Genomic DNA, 17,312 nt, shown 5'->3' with positions numbered 1-17,312 from the left:
TGACATCTTAATTATTTTAAATCCTCAAAAAATGAAATAATTTCTTTTAAAATATCTTTATCCTTAACCGATGATAAATTAAAGCTCCAGCAGGCTTCTTCTGCTTTTCCCGCTTTAAATTTCACTTTGTATTTCCGTATTAATTCCGGCATTTTCTCGGCATCCGGCACAAAGACTTCCTTTTTTTCGCTAAAGGTCAGATAGATGAACTGTCCCTTCTGCTTAATTTCCTTAATTCCAATGACTGAGGCCATATTTTTTATCATCGCAATGGACATCAGATTATAGACACCATTTGGTATATCCCCAAAGCGGTCAAGAAGCTCTTCTTCGAAATCATCATAATCCTCAAGCGTCTTAATAAATGTCAGCTTTTTGTAAATATCATATTTCAGCTCTTCACTGCTGATATAGCGCTCAGGAATATAGCCGTCAATATCCAGATTGATCCGAATTGGCTCTTCTGTCTCAACTTCCACGCCGTCCATGCGTTTACTGATAGCCTCTTCCAAAATACGGCAGTACAGCTCATAACCGATTTTAAATAAATGTCCCGACTGCTCTGCTCCCAAAATATTACCTGCCCCACGGATTTCAAGATCGCGCATGGCTACCTTAAAACCTGATCCAAAGGCCGTAAAATCCTTGATGGCTTTTAAACGCTTTTGGGCAATTTCCGTCAGAATTTCCTTTTTATGGGTAACATAGGTATAGGCCTGAACGTCGGATCTTCCGACACGGCCTCTCAGCTGGTAAAGCTGAGAAAGGCCAAAATGATCTCCCTCATCAATGATCATGGTATTGGCGTTTTTAACGTCTAATCCTGACTCAACGATGGTGGTTGTCACTAATATATCAAAATCATGGTTTAAGAAATCTACCATAATATCTTCCAGCTCACTGCCGCTCATCCGGCCGTGTGCCACTACAATTCTCGCATCTGGCACAAGAGACTGTACGTCAATGGCAACCTCATGGATATCGTGAACACGGTTATGAACATAATAAACCTGTCCTCCGCGGCCAAGTTCGCGGTTGATGGCATCCTGAACAATCAGCGGGTTATAAGCCATAACATAGGTTTGTACCGGCCTTCTGCCTTCTGGTGGCTCTTCAATGACACTCATATCACGCACGCCGGTCATCGACATATGCAGTGTACGCGGGATCGGGGTTGCACTTAAGGTCAGAACATCGACATTCTGTTTTAGCTGCTTAATTTTTTCCTTAGACCTTACTCCAAAACGCTGCTCTTCATCGATAATAAGCAGACCAAGGTCTTTAAAATGAACATCCTGGGATAAAAGGCGGTGTGTGCCGATGATCATGTCCAGCTTACCAAGCGCCAGATCTCCTAAAATTTTCTTTTGCTGTCCAGAGGTTCTGAAACGGCTGATCACTTCTACACTGATAGGATATTTTCGAAAACGATCTAGAACGGTATTGTAATGCTGTTGTGCCAAAATCGTTGTGGGCACCAGCATTGCCACTTGTTTTCCTTCCATAACAGCTTTGAAAGCTGCCCGCAGGGCTACCTCTGTCTTTCCATACCCAACATCACCGCACAGAAGACGGTCCATGGGTATTTCCGATTCCATATCCGATTTAATCTCTTCGACGCAGCGCAGCTGGTCCTCTGTTTCGACATAGGGAAAATCATCCTCAAACTCTTTTTGCCAGGATGTATCCGGGCTGTAGGCGTAGCCCTTCATCGAACGCCGTTTGGCATACAGGGCGATGAGCTCGTCGGCCATATCTTCGACTGCTTTCTGGGCTTTGTTTTTTGCCTTCTGCCAGTCGGGATTTCCCATCTGATTAACCTTTGGCTTTTTATCGCCGCCTGTACCGATATAAACCTGAACAGAGTCCATCTGCTCTACTGGTATGTAAAGCCTGGCATCCCCAGCATATTCAATCACCATCAGGTCTTTGGTTACATTGTCAATTGTCAGCTGCTCAATTCCGCGGTATATCCCAATACCATGCACATCGTGAACAACATAGTCCCCTACATGCAGTTCGGCAAAGGAATCAATCTTTCTTCCCTTGTGCTTTTTCTTTCTCTGGGAAGTTCGTTTTTCTTTGAATATCTCAGACTCATTAATGTAGACAACCTTCTCGTCCTCCATTTCAAAGCCTTCGGAAATTTCTCCGACAGAAAGCTGTATACCGGGCCCCTCATTCTCAACAAAATTAAAGACCTCCTGGTCTACCAGATATTGCTTGACGGTTTCACGTGTCTTCTCGGTTTTACAGCAGATATGAATCCGGTATCCCAGCGTAATACGACGGTTTAAAAAGTCCAAGAATAAGGGAAACTGCCCCGCAAGGCTTTCAAGGTCGCGGGAGTTCATATCCAAATTCATTCCCTTTTTTGCTCTGCTGTTAAAAAGATACTCTTTAACCGCAGGACAGCCTTCAAGGCTTTTTTCGATATGATGGAAAGTAAAAAACTTATTTTTTTCCTCGGGCAAAATGTATCCCTGCGTTATGAGGGACTCATAATCCAGCCATGTTTTCTTTATAAAAATATCATAGGTTTCTTTGATCCGCGTATATTCATCCCAGATAACAATATTTTTCCCAACATAATCCATAAAGGAGTCATTTTCCTTAATAAAGGTAAACAGGGTTTCGTCATATTGGGCGCCTTCCTGCTCCAGCTTTTCGACAAGCTCCATATAGAGCTCGTTTCCGTCATATTTTTTGTGGATCATCTTAAAAATCTTCTGCCGTTCTTCCTCAGACAAAACGATTTCTTTTGCAGGAGCGATACGAACATTTTCTATCTGATCATAGGACAGCTGACTGTCGACATCAAAAAGACGCATTGAGTCTACTTCGTCATCAAAAAATTCAATGCGGACCCCATCATCAGAGGTTACGTTATAGATATCTAAAATCCCACCGCGCAGTGCAAACTGTCCCTTCGACTCTACCTGATAAACTCTTTCATAACCCAGATTCACAAGTCTTATGGCCAATGCTTCCAAATCAAAGGTATCACCGTTATTAATCGAAAAAAACAGTTTTTCCATCGCTTCCCTGGGAACCATCTTTTTTAAAATACTGTCAATTGACGCAACGATAATATACTTTCCACCTGAAAACAGCTTTTCGATTACCGTCATACGCTGATGGGCAATATCCTGGCTATGGGCATCTGAAAAATAGTCATGAACCGGCTCCAGGGGGTAATACAGCACATCGGTGGTATCTCTGAATTTCCTCAAAATTTCAGCCTTTTTTTGAGCATCTCTGTCAGAATGGGTGATAAACAAAACATTCGTATCAAAATGTTCATAGGTCAAAAGCGTTAAAAAGCCTTTAAGGCCAGTCTTGACATTTGAGAGATTAACCCCTATGGATTCTTCAATGGCTTCAAATATTTTTTCAATTTTAGGCGTTCCTTTTAAGTCATTAAACAGTCGATCCATTTCCTCTCCTTATACAGCACTAGCCCGGATCGAGTGACCCGGGCTTTGTACTTATTTATTTTACTGATTCTGATCCTCAGAACCTTGTTTTTCTGCTTTCTCGGCTTTTTCTTTCCTGTTTAAGCGGTTCATGGCAAAATCGATATCCTCATTTATAAAGAATTCCACCGCTTCCGCTGCTTTTTTTACTGCTTCACGCATAACTTCCGTTTCATCTGATGTAAATTTACTGAGAACATAATTTGCCAAATCCCACTGAGGTGGTTTTTTTCCGATTCCGATTCGGATTCGTGGAAAATTTTGATCTTGAAGCTGGTAGATAATCGAACGCATGCCATTATGTGTCCCGGCACTTCCCTTTTTCCGTATTCTGATTTTACCCGGATCAAGGTCAATATCATCGTAAATAACCAGCGTGTTTTCCAGCGGTACATCGTAGTAGGAAACCAGTTCCTCCACACAGAGGCCGCTGTTGTTCATATAGGTCATGGGCTTAACCAGCATTACTTTTTTACCATTTTCAAAATAAATGCCTGTTAATCCTTCGTGTTCATCTTTTGTAATCTGGACATTCTTTTGACCGGCAATATAGTCAACCGCCTCAAATCCAATATTATGGCGTGTTAAGGCATACTCTCTGCCTGGATTACCAAGCCCTATTATCAAATACATGGAAGCTTAGACATATCTTTCTGAAAATAATTTACTGAGAGAACGGCCGAAATGAACATAGTCAATGGCGCGGCCAAACAGCGTTCCAGTGGAAAGGATTTTTATTTTGTCAATCCGTTTTTCTTCCGGAACCACGAGAGTGTCCAGCGTAATCAGCTCTTCAATGGCTGAATTCTGGATTCTTTCAATGGCCGGCCCGGAAAAAACACCATGCGTACAGGCTGCCCGTACTGATTTTGCTCCCAGTTTCATCAAAGCATCCGCCCCTGTGGTAATGGTTCCCGCAGTATCGATCATGTCATCAATCAGAATACAGTTCTTTCCTTCAACATTACCAATAACATTCATGACTTCAGTAACATTTGGTCTTGGACGCTGCTTGTCAATAATTGCAAAAGGACATTCCAGCGTTCTCGCTAATTTTCTGGAACGCTTAACACTCCCTGCATCTGGTGACACAACCACCATGTCGTCCAGACGAAGATTTTTAAAATATTCAGCAATTAAGCCGCCGCCGGATAAGTGATCCAGAGGAATATCAAAGAACCCCTGAATTTGATTGGAATGAAGATCCATTGTAATAACGCGGTCCGCGCCAGCCGTTGTGATCAGGTTAGCCACCAGCTTAGCTGTAATCGGATCTCTGGATTTTGCTTTACGGTCCTGTCTCGCATAACCATAATAAGGAATAACGGCATTGATACGGCCTGCTGAAGCACGGCGCATCGCATCAATGATAATCAGCAGCTCCATCAGGTTATCATTACAAGGATTCCCTGTTGACTGGATAACGTAAACATCTGCTCCACGAACAGATTCAAAGACATTAAGACCAATTTCCCCATCACTGAAATGAAGAATGTCTGCGTTGCAAAGCTGTACTTCTAAATAATCTGCGATATCCTCAGCTAATTTTCTGTTGGAATTACCCGCAATGATCTTAATTCCGCCAAATTTTCCATCCATCTTTTTTTGCACCTCATATTTTATTTAAATTTATTTACTGATTTTTTTAATTTGATTCATCTGAAGGGCATACCCCTCTTTATTTACCTGACGCGCACGCGCAACAGCTAAGGTATCTTCCGGTACATCATCCGTAATGGTTGAGCCTGCTGCGACATAAGAGCCCTCTTTTACCGTTACCGGTGAAACCAGATTACTGTTGCAGCCGATAAAACAATTATCCTCAACAACCGTGCGATATTTATGGGTACCATCATAATTGACAAAAACCGTGCCACAGCCTAAATTAACATTTTTTCCAACCTCAGCATCGCCGATATAGGTTAAATGAGATGCCTTCGCACCATCCTTCATAACAGCGTTCTTAACCTCTACAAAATCGCCAACCTTGACATTTTTTCCAATATGGCTGTTTGGACGCAGATAAGCATATGGACCCACATGTGTATTTTCATCGACAAAGCTGTCCAATATGGTTGAAATCTGAACATCCACTCCATCTGCGATAGTCGAATTGACAATACGGCTGTTATGCCCGATAATACAGTTTTCACCAATAATCACCCTGCCTTCTGTGATAACGCCAGGATAAACAACGGTGTCTTTTCCTACCTTTGTCTCTGCACTCAGGTATGTATTTTCAGGGTCGATCAGGATTGCACCTGCCTCCATCAATGAAGTGTTAATGCGGCGGCGCATGATTTTCCCAATTTCAGCCAGCTGGACCTTTGAATTAACCGCTGCGATATCATCAACATCCGGAGTCGGGTAAGAACCTACCTTTTTCCCCATTCCCCTTAAAATTTCAATGGTATCGGTCAAATAATATTCACCCTGAACATTATCCGAGTTAATGGCCTGCAATGCTGTCTTTAACGCCTGGGCATCAAAGCAGTACATTCCGGAATTAATCTCTTTTATACTGCGTTCTTCCTGTGTCGCATCCTTGTGCTCTACGATTTTTATCAGTTCCTCGCCCTCTTTGACAATTCTTCCATAACCCGTTGGATCGTCAAAAACAGCGGTTAATACCGTCGCGGAAAAACCGCCTTCTTCGTGGGCTTTTACAAGTTCTTCCAGTGTTTCCTTACGAACTAAAGGCGCATCGCCGACTAAAACAAGCACATTACCCTCAAAATTCTCAAAAAACGGTAATGCCTGAAGAACGGCGTGGCCAGTGCCAAGCTGCTCCTTCTGTTCAATCGCCGTAAGATTTTCAGGAAGAGCAGCTCTCACAACATCTGCTTTATATCCCACAATTACGGCAATGTCATCCGCACCAGCGGCCTTACTGGCAGAAATAACATAATCCAGCATCGTTTTTCCGCCGACTTCATGGAGCACCTTTGGTTTTTCAGAAACCATACGCGTACCATGTCCGGCAGCCAAAATCACTGTTTTGGTTGATTTCATTTTCTTAATTCTCCAATATTCCAGTTTAAAACTTGAATTTTATATTAACATTCATATAAAGGGACTCTTTACCATGAAAAATAATACCCTTTATCATTATAAATGTCTACAGCTAATTTACTTTTGTAAACGTCAAAAGAGGGAACCATGTTCCCTCCTCTCAATTTCTTACTTTTCTATTTGTACTAAAATGATCATAGAAGCCCTTATTCTTCTGAATCATCTTCAAAATCTACTTCGAGATCAATTTCTTCAGGTTCAGTCTCTTCTGCTTTTTCCAGTACTGCTTTTTCATAGGCTTCCAAAACGATTCCTTGCATTTCCTTGCGGGTACTGGAGGTGATCGGGTGACAGATGTCTTTAAAATCTCCGTCCGGTGTTTTTCTACTAGGCATTGCAATGAAATAACCATTCTGTCCTTCGATTACTTTGATATCATGCACGACAAATTCATCGTCAAACGTAACCGACACGATTCCTCTCATTTTCCCTGTTGGATAAATTTTTCTTACTCTTACGTCTGTAATTACCATAATGTAAGCCTCCCCTTCGATTGTAGTAAATAAAATCACATCTTACTATACCTTTACATTATAGTACCATATTTTAGACAAAATTAAAACAAAAACTTACCCGATTATTTTGTATTCTATCACCATTTTATGGACATTATTTCATGGTCAACTCTACAAGCGTTTTTTCCTTGTCATTTAACGCGGTCCGCATACGCAGGAGCGGTAAGTAATGATCAACAAGCTTGTTGTCCGGCTCTTCTGTCACAAAAATGACACAAGGCCCGATAATGACAGCGCCGACTTCTTCCATTAAATTCATCATTCCCTTGGCGGTTCCTCCGCCTTTCATAAAATCGTCAATAATCAATACTTTTTTGCCTTCAAGGTTGACCCTTCGGCTCAAATACATGGTATTAATCTTATTCGTCGAGCCAGAAACATAATTCATACTCGTTGTGGTTCCTTCGGTCACCTTATTTGATCTTCTGATAACTGTCATCGGCACATTCAAAAAGCGCGCACTCTCGAGGGCTACTGAGATTCCTTTCGTCTCTGTTGTCACGACATACTCTACATCCTGCTCAAAATATTTTCCCGCGATAATTTTCCCAAGCCGCTGTGCATAATATGGACTTGAGAGGATATCGCTGTAGTAAAGGAACCCTCCCTGAATTTTACGTTCAGGTTCCATGAGTCTTTCCGCTATCTCTGACAGGATTGTTCTTTCTTCTTCCTCAGACACCACCGGAAGATATTTAACACCGCCCGCGGCGCCTGACACTGTTTCGATTCTCCCCATTTTCATCATTTCCAAGGCGCTTTTCACAATGGCAACATCCTCACAGACACTTGTTTTAGATGCATCAAAAAGCTGACTGAAATAATTATAGGTCAGCACTTTATTGGGGTTGTCTGTCAATATTTTTGTAATTGCACAAACACGTTCATTCTTTTTCATTTATTCACCTATAAAACCCGAACATTTTTTAGTCTATTTATAATTTTATTCATATTTAGAAAAAGTGCAAGTCTTTTTCGTCATTCCTTAATAAAATTCCTTAATGATGGGACTTTATCTTAATAAATAGCTGTGATATAATTCTTGTAGTCCATGAGAACTATAAGGAGCAAACAAATTGAAAGAAATACTAAAAAAGAAATTCAATCGTCCAATCGAAAAAATATTTTTTATCGGTATTGGAGGCAGCAGCATGAGCGGACTGGCAGGGATGGCCCTGGACCAGGGCTTTAAAGTGGAAGGCTCCGATATGGTTGAGTCCTCCTATACCGGAAAGTTAAAGGAACGCGATGTCAAAATTCATATCGGTCATGATTACAACAACATTCCAGAAGATGCCGATATGGTCGTCTACTCAGCGGCAATTCATGAGGATAACCCCGATATGGTCCGCGCCAAAGATCTCGGCTTGCCAATAGTCGAACGTTCGGATTATCTTGGGTTGATGTCTCTGGCTTTTGACAAAACCATCGGCGTTGCCGGTACACATGGAAAAACGACCACCTCTTCCATGATCGCCGCCTTACTCCATTACGCCGATTTTGATCCGAGCGTCAGCATCGGTGGAAAATTGCCTGAAATTGGCGGTAATGCCTGTTTGGGCGACAGCGATTATTTCGTCATTGAATCCTGCGAATATGTGGATTCCTTTTTAAAAACCTCTCATTATATTGGTATCATTACAAATATTGAGGAGGATCATCTTGATTATTTTACAGAGGGACTTCCTCAAATCAAAGAATCTTTCCGCAAATTTGGTGCGATTCTTCCGCCAGACGGCCTCATGATTGCCTACGGCGATTCTCAGGATGTGCTGGATACGGTAGAAAACCTCCGCTGTCCGGTTACCACCTATGGTTTCGCAGAAAAAAATGACTGGACCGCCCGCAATATTCAATACGATAATATGGGAAACGCTTCTTTTGACGCATACCATCACAATAAATTTTATGGCCATTTTGACATGAAAATTCCTGGCGAACACAATGTTTTAAACGCTTTGTCCTGTATTGCCTGCAGTGAATTTTTAGGAATTGATGAGGCTACCGTTCAAAAAACCCTTGATAATTTTCATGGTGCCAAAAGACGCTTTGAATTCCGGGGCGAGGTGAAGGGCATTAATGTGTATGAAGACTACGCCCACCATCCAACAGAATTAAAGGTCGTTATTGACGCGTGTTTAAATCATGCCCATAATAATTTGTGGGTTATTTTCCAGCCTCATACCTATTCAAGAACCTATTATCTTTTTGATGAATTTGTAGATGCCTTTGCCAAAGCAGACTTTATCATTCTTAACGATATCTATTCTGACCGTGAAGGAAATGAATGGGATATCTATTCTGAGGATTTGGCAAAACGCATTAAGGAAAAATATCATATTCCAACCATTGTTATGTCTGAGTTTAAAACCATTGTAAAATACTTAACGGATAATCTGGAATCCGATGATTTAGTGCTTGTAGCGGGCTCCCAGACCATCAATAAAGTGGCTTATATGCTGGTCGATGCATTAAAAGAAAAATATGCGTAGATAATTCGAAAAAATGATACAAAAATTTGACAACTCATCCTTTGTGTTTTTATTTCAGATAGGATACAATGATACGGTTAACAAAGGAGGTGTTGAACAATGCTTGAAACTTCACTCGTTGCCAGTTTAATGGCTTTTGTTGCCGGCCTCGGCATTCTTGCCGTTTTATTAATCTGTCTTATTCCAGTTGCATTGTATATATTTTCCAGCTTTGGACTTTATACGATGGCTTTGAACAAAAACATCGAGTATCCCTGGCTGGCCTGGATTCCAGTCGTGAAACTTTTTATATTAGGCGAAATTATCGGTGAAAAGGTAACAATCAGCTCGCTTAAAATTCCATATGCCCAGGTGATTCTACCCGTTGCATCTGTTTGCAGCGGCGCTTTAATCGCAATTCCTTTTTTGGGCTGGATTATCGGAATCGCGATAGCCGTATACAACTATGCCGCTTATTACCGGTTATATAAATTATATTATTCAGATTCTGCAGTACTTTTTCTTGTACTCAGTATCATTTTCCCGTTTATGCTTTCTGTTTTCCCCTTCGTTATCCGCAACAGGGAACCCTATGAGTATAGCTTTTCTTAAAAAAATGTGAATACCTCAGTGGAAATCCTCTGGGTATTCACATTATTTTTTGCATTCATCTTTAAAATACATTACAATAAACTTAATAACTATTTAAAGGAGGTTCGCCAATGGATTACTATTACGATTATTACGACTTCGGGGATTCTTTTTACAATTATGATGTCCTTGGGGCTTTCATCGGCATTATTCTTGTAATTTGTGTCTGTATCATTATATTTGCATGTATTTTTGCCATCATTACCTATATTTTTAAAGGGATAAGCCTCTACACACTTGCCAAAAAAAGAAATCTGCGCTATCCATGGGTCGCTTGGATTCCCATGGCAAATCAATACTTATTAGGCGCTTTGATTAACGATCAGGTATCTATCGGTTCGCTGCATATTCCATATGCTGCTATTATATTGCCCCTTTTATCTGGCGCAACAACACTTCTAGGCAATACAATGACACAGATTCCCTTTGTTGGGTGGATTTTCCTGTTTGTAGCCTGCATACTGGCAGCTATTTACGAATATGCTGCTTATTATTGGCTTTACCGCATCTATAATCCTAAAAACGCAACGCTCTATTTGGTGCTGAGTATTATTTTTCCAGTGACCATTCCGTTTTTCTGGTTTTCTTTAAGAGATAAGACTCCAAATTTTACGGATCTGCCACGGACAAAACCCTGTTCTCAAAACCCTCGGGCGATCCTGTCATTTTGCCTTGGTATTCTTTCCATGCTCTCCAGCTTCGCCGGCGGGGGCTTTTGGATCGGCGTTTGTGCCATTATTTTTGGTATTCTGTCTTATCAGGAATTAAAAAAGGAGAATTTATCCGCCTCATTTGCCATTCTGGGCATTATTTTTGGCGCGCTTGGTATTGTCATGATCTTTGTCCTTCCCTTCATCGGGCTGGCTGTTTTTCAGGGACACAGCCTGATCAACCGGATTACGGACAGCCTGTATACCAATACCACCCGATACCCTTTTTTATAGTTAATATAGGAGAACTTAAATGAAAGAATATGGTTTAGTCCTTAGCGGCGGCGGAACAAAAGGTGCCTTTGAGATTGGCGTATGGCAGGCGCTTCGCGAGATGGATATCCAAACCCCCTGTGTTATCGGAACCTCTGTAGGTGCTTTAAACGCCGCTGTTATCGCCCAAAACGACTTTGACAAGGCACTTGACTTCTGGTCAAACCTGACCATTAACCAGGTCCTCAACCTTAACACACGCATGACCAATAAATATGTTGAGCAATGGTCTAAAACCAGTTTTGACTTTTTCAGATTGTCTTTTTTGAATGATTTATTTCATGGCGGCTTTGATATAACACCGCTGCGCGAAAATCTTCAAAAGCTTATATCGGAGGAGGCTATTCGCAAGTCGCCGGTACGCCTGGGGCTTGTAACCGTACGCCTGAATACACTCTCCCCCATTAAAATGATGATCGAGGATATTCCTGAAGGAAAATTGCTTGACTACTTACTTGCCAGCGCCGCCTTTCCTGTTTTTCAGAAACAGGAAATCGACGGCACCACCTATCTTGACGGTGGCTTTTATGACAATGTCCCCATCAATTTTATGGCTGAAAACGGCTATAACGATATTATCTCAGTCGAATTCCCTGCTCTTGGTGTTAAACAAAAAATCAAAAATAAGGATATCAACCTCAAGGTCATCAATAACTCCGAATATCTTGGCATGACACTTGAATTTGATCAAAAAACGATTTTAAACAATATTACAATGGGACACCTCGACTGTCTAAAAACACTTAAAGCCGCAAAAGGAAAATTCTACTATTTTGATATGAGCCGTCAGCGAAAGCTTTATGACCGGCTTGACCATTTTATCGGAACACCGCTTCAGGATAAAATCTCCCGCGAAAAAGTAGCGCATCTGCTCAGCATTCCTGTTGACTCGGATAAGCCGTCAATTCTGGCCGCCATCAACGCCATCATTCGAACTACTAACTATCCAGAGGATGAACCGCTTCTGATGATATTATTAGAAATTGCCGGAAAATCCCTTGGTGTAAAAAGGATGGAATACTACACCATGGATCAATTTCTGCCAGTCTTACTCAATGCCTTGAATGCTTTGACCAAAGCGAATCTATCATTGATAAAAAAAGAGGGCACCATTAAAGACGCCTTTAAAGATTGTCCTATCGATTATAAGCCAACAACTATTCTTGATTTTATCACTTTTTATGTTTTGTTTGTAGGTGCAAGGCAGGACATGCCTCTTTTTCGTTTAAATGCTTTAATTAAAAAGTTCACCCCTGAGTTTGTGCTTTCAATTTTACTACTGATTTACATTCACCAGATGATAAAAACACCAAATTAAAAAGCCGCTGCGCAGTTTGCGTGCAGCGGCTTTTATTCTATCAAAAATCTCAGTTGATTTTCTCTATCCGAAGATACGGTTCTCTCCTTAATGATATCATCTTCTTCCACCTTTCCAATGATCAATGGACTATCCGGAAAATGGCATTTTTGATGGTACAGTAACCTTCCTCTGCTGTGGTTCGCATAACAATACCGGCATCCATTACCGCAGGTATCGTACATTCCGATATCAATACTTTCCATACATCTGCATTCAGACCTCTGCCCCGGATCTTTTTTTAAACTTAGAGGATATCCTCTGACTCTTTCAAAAATTGCCTTATCGACACAACAAGCCCTTTTAACACCTTCCGGTCTTTGTCTGTCCGTACACACTTCCAAATCAATATGATATTTATGCGCAATGGATGAAAAGTGACGGATCAAATTTATTTTATCCGTATCTGTTTTATCTGTTAATCCAAGACCGCGCATATTTTGCCGTGTATCTTCATAGTAATCCAAAAAACTTACAATGCAGCGCTTGGTGCAGCCGCTTAACATACGTGACAATTTTTCAAAATAGTAAAGATGGTATTCTGTGGTGTATTTGCTGGTAAAAACAATGGGATTATAACGCCAGATTATCCTCTCATTTCCAATTTTATTTGACAGCTGTTTAAATCCTGGAATTAAAACATCATTTTTAGAAGGGATATAAGGCTCAATGTCTCTCCCATAAAGGTTGATCGTCCAATGAAAATAAAAAGGAATTTCCCCTAATTGATCTAACTTCGGTATCATTGGAACAGCGTTTTTGGTCCAAAAAACAATTCCATCAACCACCTCAGGCGACAGACTGATGCTTGAAATTACTTTAGGATTAAAAGGATTTCGAACATAAACATATCTTTCTGCCAGCCTTCTGATAAACCATTCGGAGAAAAAGGCTGGAATATCTGTTCTTCGACTGGCACTGATAATCATCGTATCCTCCTTTTCACATTCTTAATTTGGCTTAAACAGGTTAATCTGATTCTAAACAGGATATAAAGTAAAATAAGACGCTTATGCTCTCCGAATCAATTTTGATTATCTTACCGCATAAACCCCATAATTAGCTTAAAACAGACGATTTAAACTTGAAAGGAGAATAGAGAAATGCAATACAGAAAATTATCTCCCACTGCCCAAGATTACGCAAAAAAGCTCTATTTAGAATACAGAGATCGTATTAAAGAAAATATCCCAGATGAAAAAGCTGCCATTATTGATATATCCACTGATTCGCACACGCTCAATTACATTGATGAATTACAGGGCTTTTTCCATTTTAAGGTAAACAAAGACAATATAATCATCAATCAGTTCTTTGTCGATCAGATGACTCGCTTTTGTAAATGGTAGTTTCAAAAAATAAAAAAACCGCCAATAGCGGTTTTAAAAACAAAATGGTGGAGACAAGGGGACTTGAACCCCTGACCTTCTGACTGCCAGTCAGACGCGCTCCCAACTGCGCCATGCCCCCGTAAGCTGACTATGCTATAATACAATATCTGATTATTTTTGTCAATGACTTTTTTAGAAAAACCATTATTTCCTCTTAACAAATTTAAAAAAATGGTATAGAATAGAATCATACTAAATTATACAGGAGAAATCAAATGGCTAAAATAGAAATTTTTGAACCCGAATTAACTTGTATTGACGGTGTTTGTCAAATGGGCGAAAATGCCGATCTGGCACGCATCGATGACATGGTTGCTTCCTTTGCGGATGACGGCTGGGATATTGTAAGACATAATCTCACAATGGATCCCAATGCTTTTGTCGAGAACCGTACAATCGGAACCCTGTTAGTAGAAAAGGGAAACGGTGTTCTGCCAGTTACTTTGGTGAACGACAAAATTGTAAAAATGCGCGAGTATCCCTCTGCCCTTGAATTTGTCAAATGGTTCGCCGGCGAGATTGACTGAGTCTGCCAGGATGGATTTTAAAACACTCTATCGGCAGATATTTGATTTCATCCCCACGACAGATCAGGAATTTGCTGACAAAAAAATCTTTGTAAGTTTAATCGAAAAATATCCTGACACCATTCTGACACGAAAAAATCCGGTGGCGCATTTAACAAGCTCCGGTTTTGTCTTCAACGGCCAGCATGACCAGTGTTTAATGGTTTTTCATAATCTTTATCAGTCCTGGTCATGGAGCGGCGGCCATGCCGATGGCTGTGCCGATCTTTTATCTGTCGCGGTCCGGGAAGCCACGGAAGAAACCGGCATCAAAAATCTAAAGCCTCTGTCTGAAAAAATAATCAGTCTGGACGTCTTACCTGTTTTTGGTCATATTAAAAACGGACGCTATGTCAGCGCACATCTGCATTTATCCGTTGCTTTTTCACTTATTGCAGATGACCGTCTGCCGTTAACCATTAAACCGGACGAAAACAGCGCGGTTGCCTGGATTCCCCTTGCGAGCCTTGAAAAATACAGCCGTGAGGATCATATGCTTCCCATTTACCAAAAAATAATAAAAAGGACGAAAGCTCTCTGAGCCTGTCCTTTTTTTATTTATTCAAGAACCCTCAATCGGGCTCTGGTCAGTTCTTTGGGATCTCCATCCTCTACTTCCATAAAAAGTTCACGCATCATATAAAGAAGCGGACTGGACTCATTTAAAACAAGCAGTTCATTCCCGTCAACATAAAAATGTAATGTTCTGTTGCTTTCCCGGTAAGTGATAAAGGCTGTATCGGTAATTGTCATACCATATTCAACCACCTCACCAGCTGGTGTTTCCATATTGACATCGCGGCAAAGATTCAGCGTTCCTACAATATCTAAAAACAAGGTTTTAATTTCCGATTCAGTCATCAAATAACCCCTCCAAGCTTTTCTTGTTTTTATTATACCATACTCTTTTAAAAATAAAAATCTCCCGACTACCTCGGGAGATCCTAATAAACACTGTCTAATTAATAATCTTAGTAGTTTTCAGATAAAATCTGGAAATCAGCTCCGCTGGTCTTGCATACCGGACACATTTTCAAAGCTTTTGTGCCTTCATAAACGTAGCCGCACTTCATGCACTGCCAGAGCACTTTGTCCGATTTTTCAAAAACAGTTCCTTCTTCAACATTGCTTAACAACTTTAAGTAACGCTGTTCGTGACGGTTTTCAATATTAGCGACCGCTTCAAATAAAAAGGCAATCTTATCAAAACCCTCTTCCTTTGCTTCTTTAGCAAAAGTTGCATACATATCTGTCCACTCATAGTTTTCGCCTGCGGCAGCGTCCTTTAAATTTGTAGCAGTGTCTGGGATTTCATCGCCATGTACGATTTTAAACCACAGCTTTGCATGCTCTTTTTCATTTGTAGCTGTTTCTTCAAACAATTCTGCAATCTGGCTGTAGCCCTCTTCTCTGGCTTTTTCTGCGTAATAAGTATATTTGTTACGGGCCTGAGATTCGCCGGCAAATGCAGTTAATAAATTCGCTTCCGTTTTTGATCCTTTTAATTCCATGTTCAAAATACCTCTCTTGAAATTTATAAATTTATTTAATCCTAACGCTCCCTAAATCGGAACGATTATAATATAACAATTATCAAACAAATTGTCAAGATGAATTTTGAAAAAAGTTAATCAATAATTGGAATAAAAGCATTATCCTGTGACGCCTGATAGCAAAGCTCAATCAACGCTTCTGTCGTACGCCCTCTCGATAATTCCGGTAAATGGTTTAAATCGAAATACCGCGCATCTTCTGTCTCAATATTCTTCTGAAATTTTCCGCCGACAACATCGCACAGCATAACCGTTTTATATATGGCAAACGGGTTGGGCAGATCAACGTTTTTTACCCAGTCGAATACACCGACCAGTTTTCGGGCCACGACATTCAGCCCGGCTTCTTCACGCGCTTCCTTCTCAATATTTTCTTTAACCGACAGGCCGATATCGGCCCAGCCGCCTGGCATTGACCAACAGCCATCAATACTTTCTTTTACCAGAAGGATCGAATCTTGTTTAAAGATCGCGCCTCGAACATCGACCTTTGGCGTCTGATATCCTGTTTCAAAACAAAACAAATCCCTTATTTTTTCTTCACCGGCATCGGTATAATTGTTTAAAATATCAACGGATAGATCACGAATTTGTTCAAAGCGTTCTAAATCGTATTTGTTTGTAGAATAAGTCAAACCAGCCTGTGCAATTGACTGAAGCTGTTTGGCCCACGCCAACCATTTCTTTTCCATAACTATTCCTTTCTTGATATTGTTCCTATTTCCAGCAAAATTTTACAGACATTTACCGTTTAAAATTTAAAAAGTGTGGTATAATTAATTATATCATTTAGCGGATAAGTGGGTTACACGGACTGCTCAAGATTATATTTGGACTATAGGAGGTCTTTATTATGTGCAAAAAACCAAAATTCTATATCTGTAGACATTGCGGCAATATTTTTGGTGTTATCGAAGACAGCGGTGTAACACCGGTTTGCTGTGGCGATCCGATGGAAATTTTAACACCTAATACTGTCGATGCAGCTCAGGAAAAACACGTTCCTGTCATCAAAGTTGATGGAAACACCGTGACCGTTGAAGTTGGCAGTGTTCCTCATCCAATGCTTGAAGAACATCATATCGCCTGGATTTATTTGGAAACCAAAGAAGGCGGCCAGCGTAAATGTCTCAAAATTGGCGGTGAACCAAAAGCTGTTTTCGCTTTAACACCTGGTGATGAAGTGATTGCTGCATATGAATATTGTAACCTACATGGATTGTGGATGGCAACTGTTTAATCTATATTCAAATAAAACCCCGGAGAAATTCTCCGGG

The 17,312-nt window shown here is 40.6% G+C and carries 18 protein-coding genes and 1 tRNA gene; 8 read left to right on the top strand and 11 right to left on the bottom strand.

Annotated features, from left to right (window positions below; translation table 11 throughout):
- Positions 1 to 11: 11 nt before the first annotated feature.
- From mfd to purR, 6 genes are all read right to left on the bottom strand, one after another.
- Positions 12 to 3,437: a transcription-repair coupling factor gene (gene mfd, locus I2B62_RS19245; RefSeq protein WP_195270653.1), complete on the bottom strand. Its 3,426-nt coding sequence runs from the start codon at positions 3,435 to 3,437 to the stop codon at positions 12 to 14.
- Positions 3,438 to 3,497: 60 nt separating this feature from the next.
- Positions 3,498 to 4,109 carry an aminoacyl-tRNA hydrolase gene (gene pth / locus I2B62_RS19240; RefSeq protein ID WP_195270652.1) on the bottom strand — a complete coding sequence of 204 codons (612 nt, stop codon included), beginning with the start codon at positions 4,107 to 4,109 and terminating at the stop codon, positions 3,498 to 3,500.
- 6 nt (positions 4,110 to 4,115) lie between these two features.
- Positions 4,116 to 5,075, bottom strand: coding sequence for a ribose-phosphate pyrophosphokinase (locus I2B62_RS19235; protein ID WP_195270651.1), 960 nt, complete (start codon positions 5,073 to 5,075; stop codon positions 4,116 to 4,118).
- 30 nt (positions 5,076 to 5,105) lie between these two features.
- Positions 5,106 to 6,488, bottom strand: coding sequence for a bifunctional UDP-N-acetylglucosamine diphosphorylase/glucosamine-1-phosphate N-acetyltransferase GlmU (glmU, locus tag I2B62_RS19230; protein WP_195270650.1), 1,383 nt, complete (start codon positions 6,486 to 6,488; stop codon positions 5,106 to 5,108).
- Between the two features lie 206 nt (positions 6,489 to 6,694).
- On the bottom strand, positions 6,695 to 7,021 hold the full coding sequence (gene spoVG, locus I2B62_RS19225) for a septation regulator SpoVG (protein WP_013382058.1): 327 nt from the start codon (positions 7,019 to 7,021) through the stop codon (positions 6,695 to 6,697).
- Between the two features lie 136 nt (positions 7,022 to 7,157).
- Complete coding sequence (gene purR / locus I2B62_RS19220; RefSeq protein ID WP_195270649.1) at positions 7,158 to 7,961, bottom strand: pur operon repressor; 804 nt, start codon at positions 7,959 to 7,961, stop codon at positions 7,158 to 7,160.
- A gap of 178 nt (positions 7,962 to 8,139) precedes the next feature.
- On the opposite strand from purR, the gene murC reads away from it, so the two are divergent.
- The 4 genes from murC (at position 8,140) to I2B62_RS19200 (ending at position 12,486) form a co-directional block, all read left to right on the top strand.
- On the top strand, positions 8,140 to 9,555 hold the full coding sequence (gene murC / locus I2B62_RS19215; RefSeq protein WP_195270648.1) for a UDP-N-acetylmuramate--L-alanine ligase: 1,416 nt from the start codon (positions 8,140 to 8,142) through the stop codon (positions 9,553 to 9,555).
- A 99-nt stretch (positions 9,556 to 9,654) separates the two neighbouring features.
- Positions 9,655 to 10,146 carry a hypothetical protein gene (locus I2B62_RS19210; RefSeq protein WP_195270647.1) on the top strand — a complete coding sequence of 164 codons (492 nt, stop codon included), beginning with the start codon at positions 9,655 to 9,657 and terminating at the stop codon, positions 10,144 to 10,146.
- A gap of 110 nt (positions 10,147 to 10,256) precedes the next feature.
- A complete protein-coding gene (locus tag I2B62_RS19205) occupies positions 10,257 to 11,129 on the top strand; it encodes a DUF4190 domain-containing protein (RefSeq protein WP_195270646.1) in 873 nt (290 codons plus the stop codon).
- Positions 11,130 to 11,148: 19 nt separating this feature from the next.
- Positions 11,149 to 12,486: a patatin-like phospholipase family protein gene (locus I2B62_RS19200; RefSeq protein WP_195270645.1), complete on the top strand. Its 1,338-nt coding sequence runs from the start codon at positions 11,149 to 11,151 to the stop codon at positions 12,484 to 12,486.
- Between the two features lie 32 nt (positions 12,487 to 12,518).
- Here I2B62_RS19200 and I2B62_RS19195 read toward each other — a convergent pair whose 3' ends face one another.
- Complete coding sequence (locus I2B62_RS19195) at positions 12,519 to 13,454, bottom strand: DUF1848 domain-containing protein (RefSeq protein WP_195270644.1); 936 nt, start codon at positions 13,452 to 13,454, stop codon at positions 12,519 to 12,521.
- Between the two features lie 174 nt (positions 13,455 to 13,628).
- On the opposite strand from I2B62_RS19195, the gene I2B62_RS19190 reads away from it, so the two are divergent.
- Positions 13,629 to 13,874, top strand: a complete 246-nt coding sequence (locus I2B62_RS19190) for a hypothetical protein (protein ID WP_195270643.1) — start codon at positions 13,629 to 13,631, stop codon at positions 13,872 to 13,874.
- A gap of 45 nt (positions 13,875 to 13,919) precedes the next feature.
- On the opposite strand, the gene I2B62_RS19185 is transcribed toward I2B62_RS19190, so the two are convergent.
- A tRNA-Ala gene (locus tag I2B62_RS19185) sits at positions 13,920 to 13,995 on the bottom strand.
- A 136-nt stretch (positions 13,996 to 14,131) separates the two neighbouring features.
- On the opposite strand from I2B62_RS19185, the gene I2B62_RS19180 reads away from it, so the two are divergent.
- Both I2B62_RS19180 and I2B62_RS19175 read left to right on the top strand, forming a co-directional pair.
- Positions 14,132 to 14,443 carry an arsenic metallochaperone ArsD family protein gene (locus I2B62_RS19180; RefSeq protein WP_195270642.1) on the top strand — a complete coding sequence of 104 codons (312 nt, stop codon included), beginning with the start codon at positions 14,132 to 14,134 and terminating at the stop codon, positions 14,441 to 14,443.
- 10 nt (positions 14,444 to 14,453) lie between these two features.
- Positions 14,454 to 15,023 (top strand): NUDIX hydrolase, encoded by a 570-nt coding sequence (locus I2B62_RS19175; protein WP_195270641.1) that lies wholly within the window; start codon positions 14,454 to 14,456, stop codon positions 15,021 to 15,023.
- 17 nt (positions 15,024 to 15,040) lie between these two features.
- Here I2B62_RS19175 and I2B62_RS19170 read toward each other — a convergent pair whose 3' ends face one another.
- The 3 genes from I2B62_RS19170 to I2B62_RS19160 all read right to left on the bottom strand — a co-directional run bounded on the left by I2B62_RS19170 (position 15,041) and on the right by I2B62_RS19160 (position 16,727).
- Complete coding sequence (locus tag I2B62_RS19170) at positions 15,041 to 15,343, bottom strand: hypothetical protein (protein ID WP_058693563.1); 303 nt, start codon at positions 15,341 to 15,343, stop codon at positions 15,041 to 15,043.
- Between the two features lie 110 nt (positions 15,344 to 15,453).
- Complete coding sequence (gene rbr, locus I2B62_RS19165) at positions 15,454 to 15,993, bottom strand: rubrerythrin (RefSeq protein ID WP_013382069.1); 540 nt, start codon at positions 15,991 to 15,993, stop codon at positions 15,454 to 15,456.
- A 116-nt stretch (positions 15,994 to 16,109) separates the two neighbouring features.
- Positions 16,110 to 16,727 carry an NUDIX hydrolase gene (locus I2B62_RS19160; RefSeq protein ID WP_195270640.1) on the bottom strand — a complete coding sequence of 206 codons (618 nt, stop codon included), beginning with the start codon at positions 16,725 to 16,727 and terminating at the stop codon, positions 16,110 to 16,112.
- A gap of 161 nt (positions 16,728 to 16,888) precedes the next feature.
- Here I2B62_RS19160 and I2B62_RS19155 point away from each other — a divergent pair, with 161 nt between their 5' ends.
- Positions 16,889 to 17,275 (top strand): desulfoferrodoxin family protein, encoded by a 387-nt coding sequence (locus tag I2B62_RS19155; RefSeq protein ID WP_195270639.1) that lies wholly within the window; start codon positions 16,889 to 16,891, stop codon positions 17,273 to 17,275.
- The last annotated feature ends 37 nt before the right edge of the window (positions 17,276 to 17,312 follow it).

This window comes from Eubacterium sp. 1001713B170207_170306_E7 (genome assembly GCF_015547515.1).
GTDB lineage: Bacteria > Bacillota > Clostridia > Eubacteriales > Eubacteriaceae > Eubacterium.
The sequence above is the reverse complement of the archived record's forward strand: the minus strand, read 5'-3'. Positions and strand labels throughout refer to the sequence as shown.

Bases quoted from the DNA above. Each gene is read 5' to 3' on its own strand.
- I2B62_RS19195 (WP_195270644.1), bottom strand. From the start codon at position 13,454: ATGATTATCAGTGCCAGTCGAAGAACAGATATTCCAGCCTTTTTCTCC.
- I2B62_RS19235 (WP_195270651.1), bottom strand. From the start codon at position 5,075: ATGGATGGAAAATTTGGCGGAATTAAGATCATTGCGGGTAATTCCAAC.
- I2B62_RS19155 (WP_195270639.1), top strand. From the start codon at position 16,889: ATGTGCAAAAAACCAAAATTCTATATCTGTAGACATTGCGGCAATATT.
- I2B62_RS19160 (WP_195270640.1), bottom strand. From the start codon at position 16,727: ATGGAAAAGAAATGGTTGGCGTGGGCCAAACAGCTTCAGTCAATTGCA.
- rbr (WP_013382069.1), bottom strand. From the start codon at position 15,993: ATGGAATTAAAAGGATCAAAAACGGAAGCGAATTTATTAACTGCATTT.
- pth (WP_195270652.1), bottom strand. From the start codon at position 4,109: ATGTATTTGATAATAGGGCTTGGTAATCCAGGCAGAGAGTATGCCTTA.
- I2B62_RS19205 (WP_195270646.1), top strand. From the start codon at position 10,257: ATGGATTACTATTACGATTATTACGACTTCGGGGATTCTTTTTACAAT.
- I2B62_RS19175 (WP_195270641.1), top strand. From the start codon at position 14,454: ATGGATTTTAAAACACTCTATCGGCAGATATTTGATTTCATCCCCACG.
- I2B62_RS19180 (WP_195270642.1), top strand. From the start codon at position 14,132: ATGGCTAAAATAGAAATTTTTGAACCCGAATTAACTTGTATTGACGGT.
- spoVG (WP_013382058.1), bottom strand. From the start codon at position 7,021: ATGGTAATTACAGACGTAAGAGTAAGAAAAATTTATCCAACAGGGAAA.
- I2B62_RS19170 (WP_058693563.1), bottom strand. From the start codon at position 15,343: ATGACTGAATCGGAAATTAAAACCTTGTTTTTAGATATTGTAGGAACG.
- I2B62_RS19200 (WP_195270645.1), top strand. From the start codon at position 11,149: ATGAAAGAATATGGTTTAGTCCTTAGCGGCGGCGGAACAAAAGGTGCC.
- I2B62_RS19190 (WP_195270643.1), top strand. From the start codon at position 13,629: ATGCAATACAGAAAATTATCTCCCACTGCCCAAGATTACGCAAAAAAG.
- glmU (WP_195270650.1), bottom strand. From the start codon at position 6,488: ATGAAATCAACCAAAACAGTGATTTTGGCTGCCGGACATGGTACGCGT.
- mfd (WP_195270653.1), bottom strand. From the start codon at position 3,437: ATGGATCGACTGTTTAATGACTTAAAAGGAACGCCTAAAATTGAAAAA.
- I2B62_RS19210 (WP_195270647.1), top strand. From the start codon at position 9,655: ATGCTTGAAACTTCACTCGTTGCCAGTTTAATGGCTTTTGTTGCCGGC.
- purR (WP_195270649.1), bottom strand. From the start codon at position 7,961: ATGAAAAAGAATGAACGTGTTTGTGCAATTACAAAAATATTGACAGAC.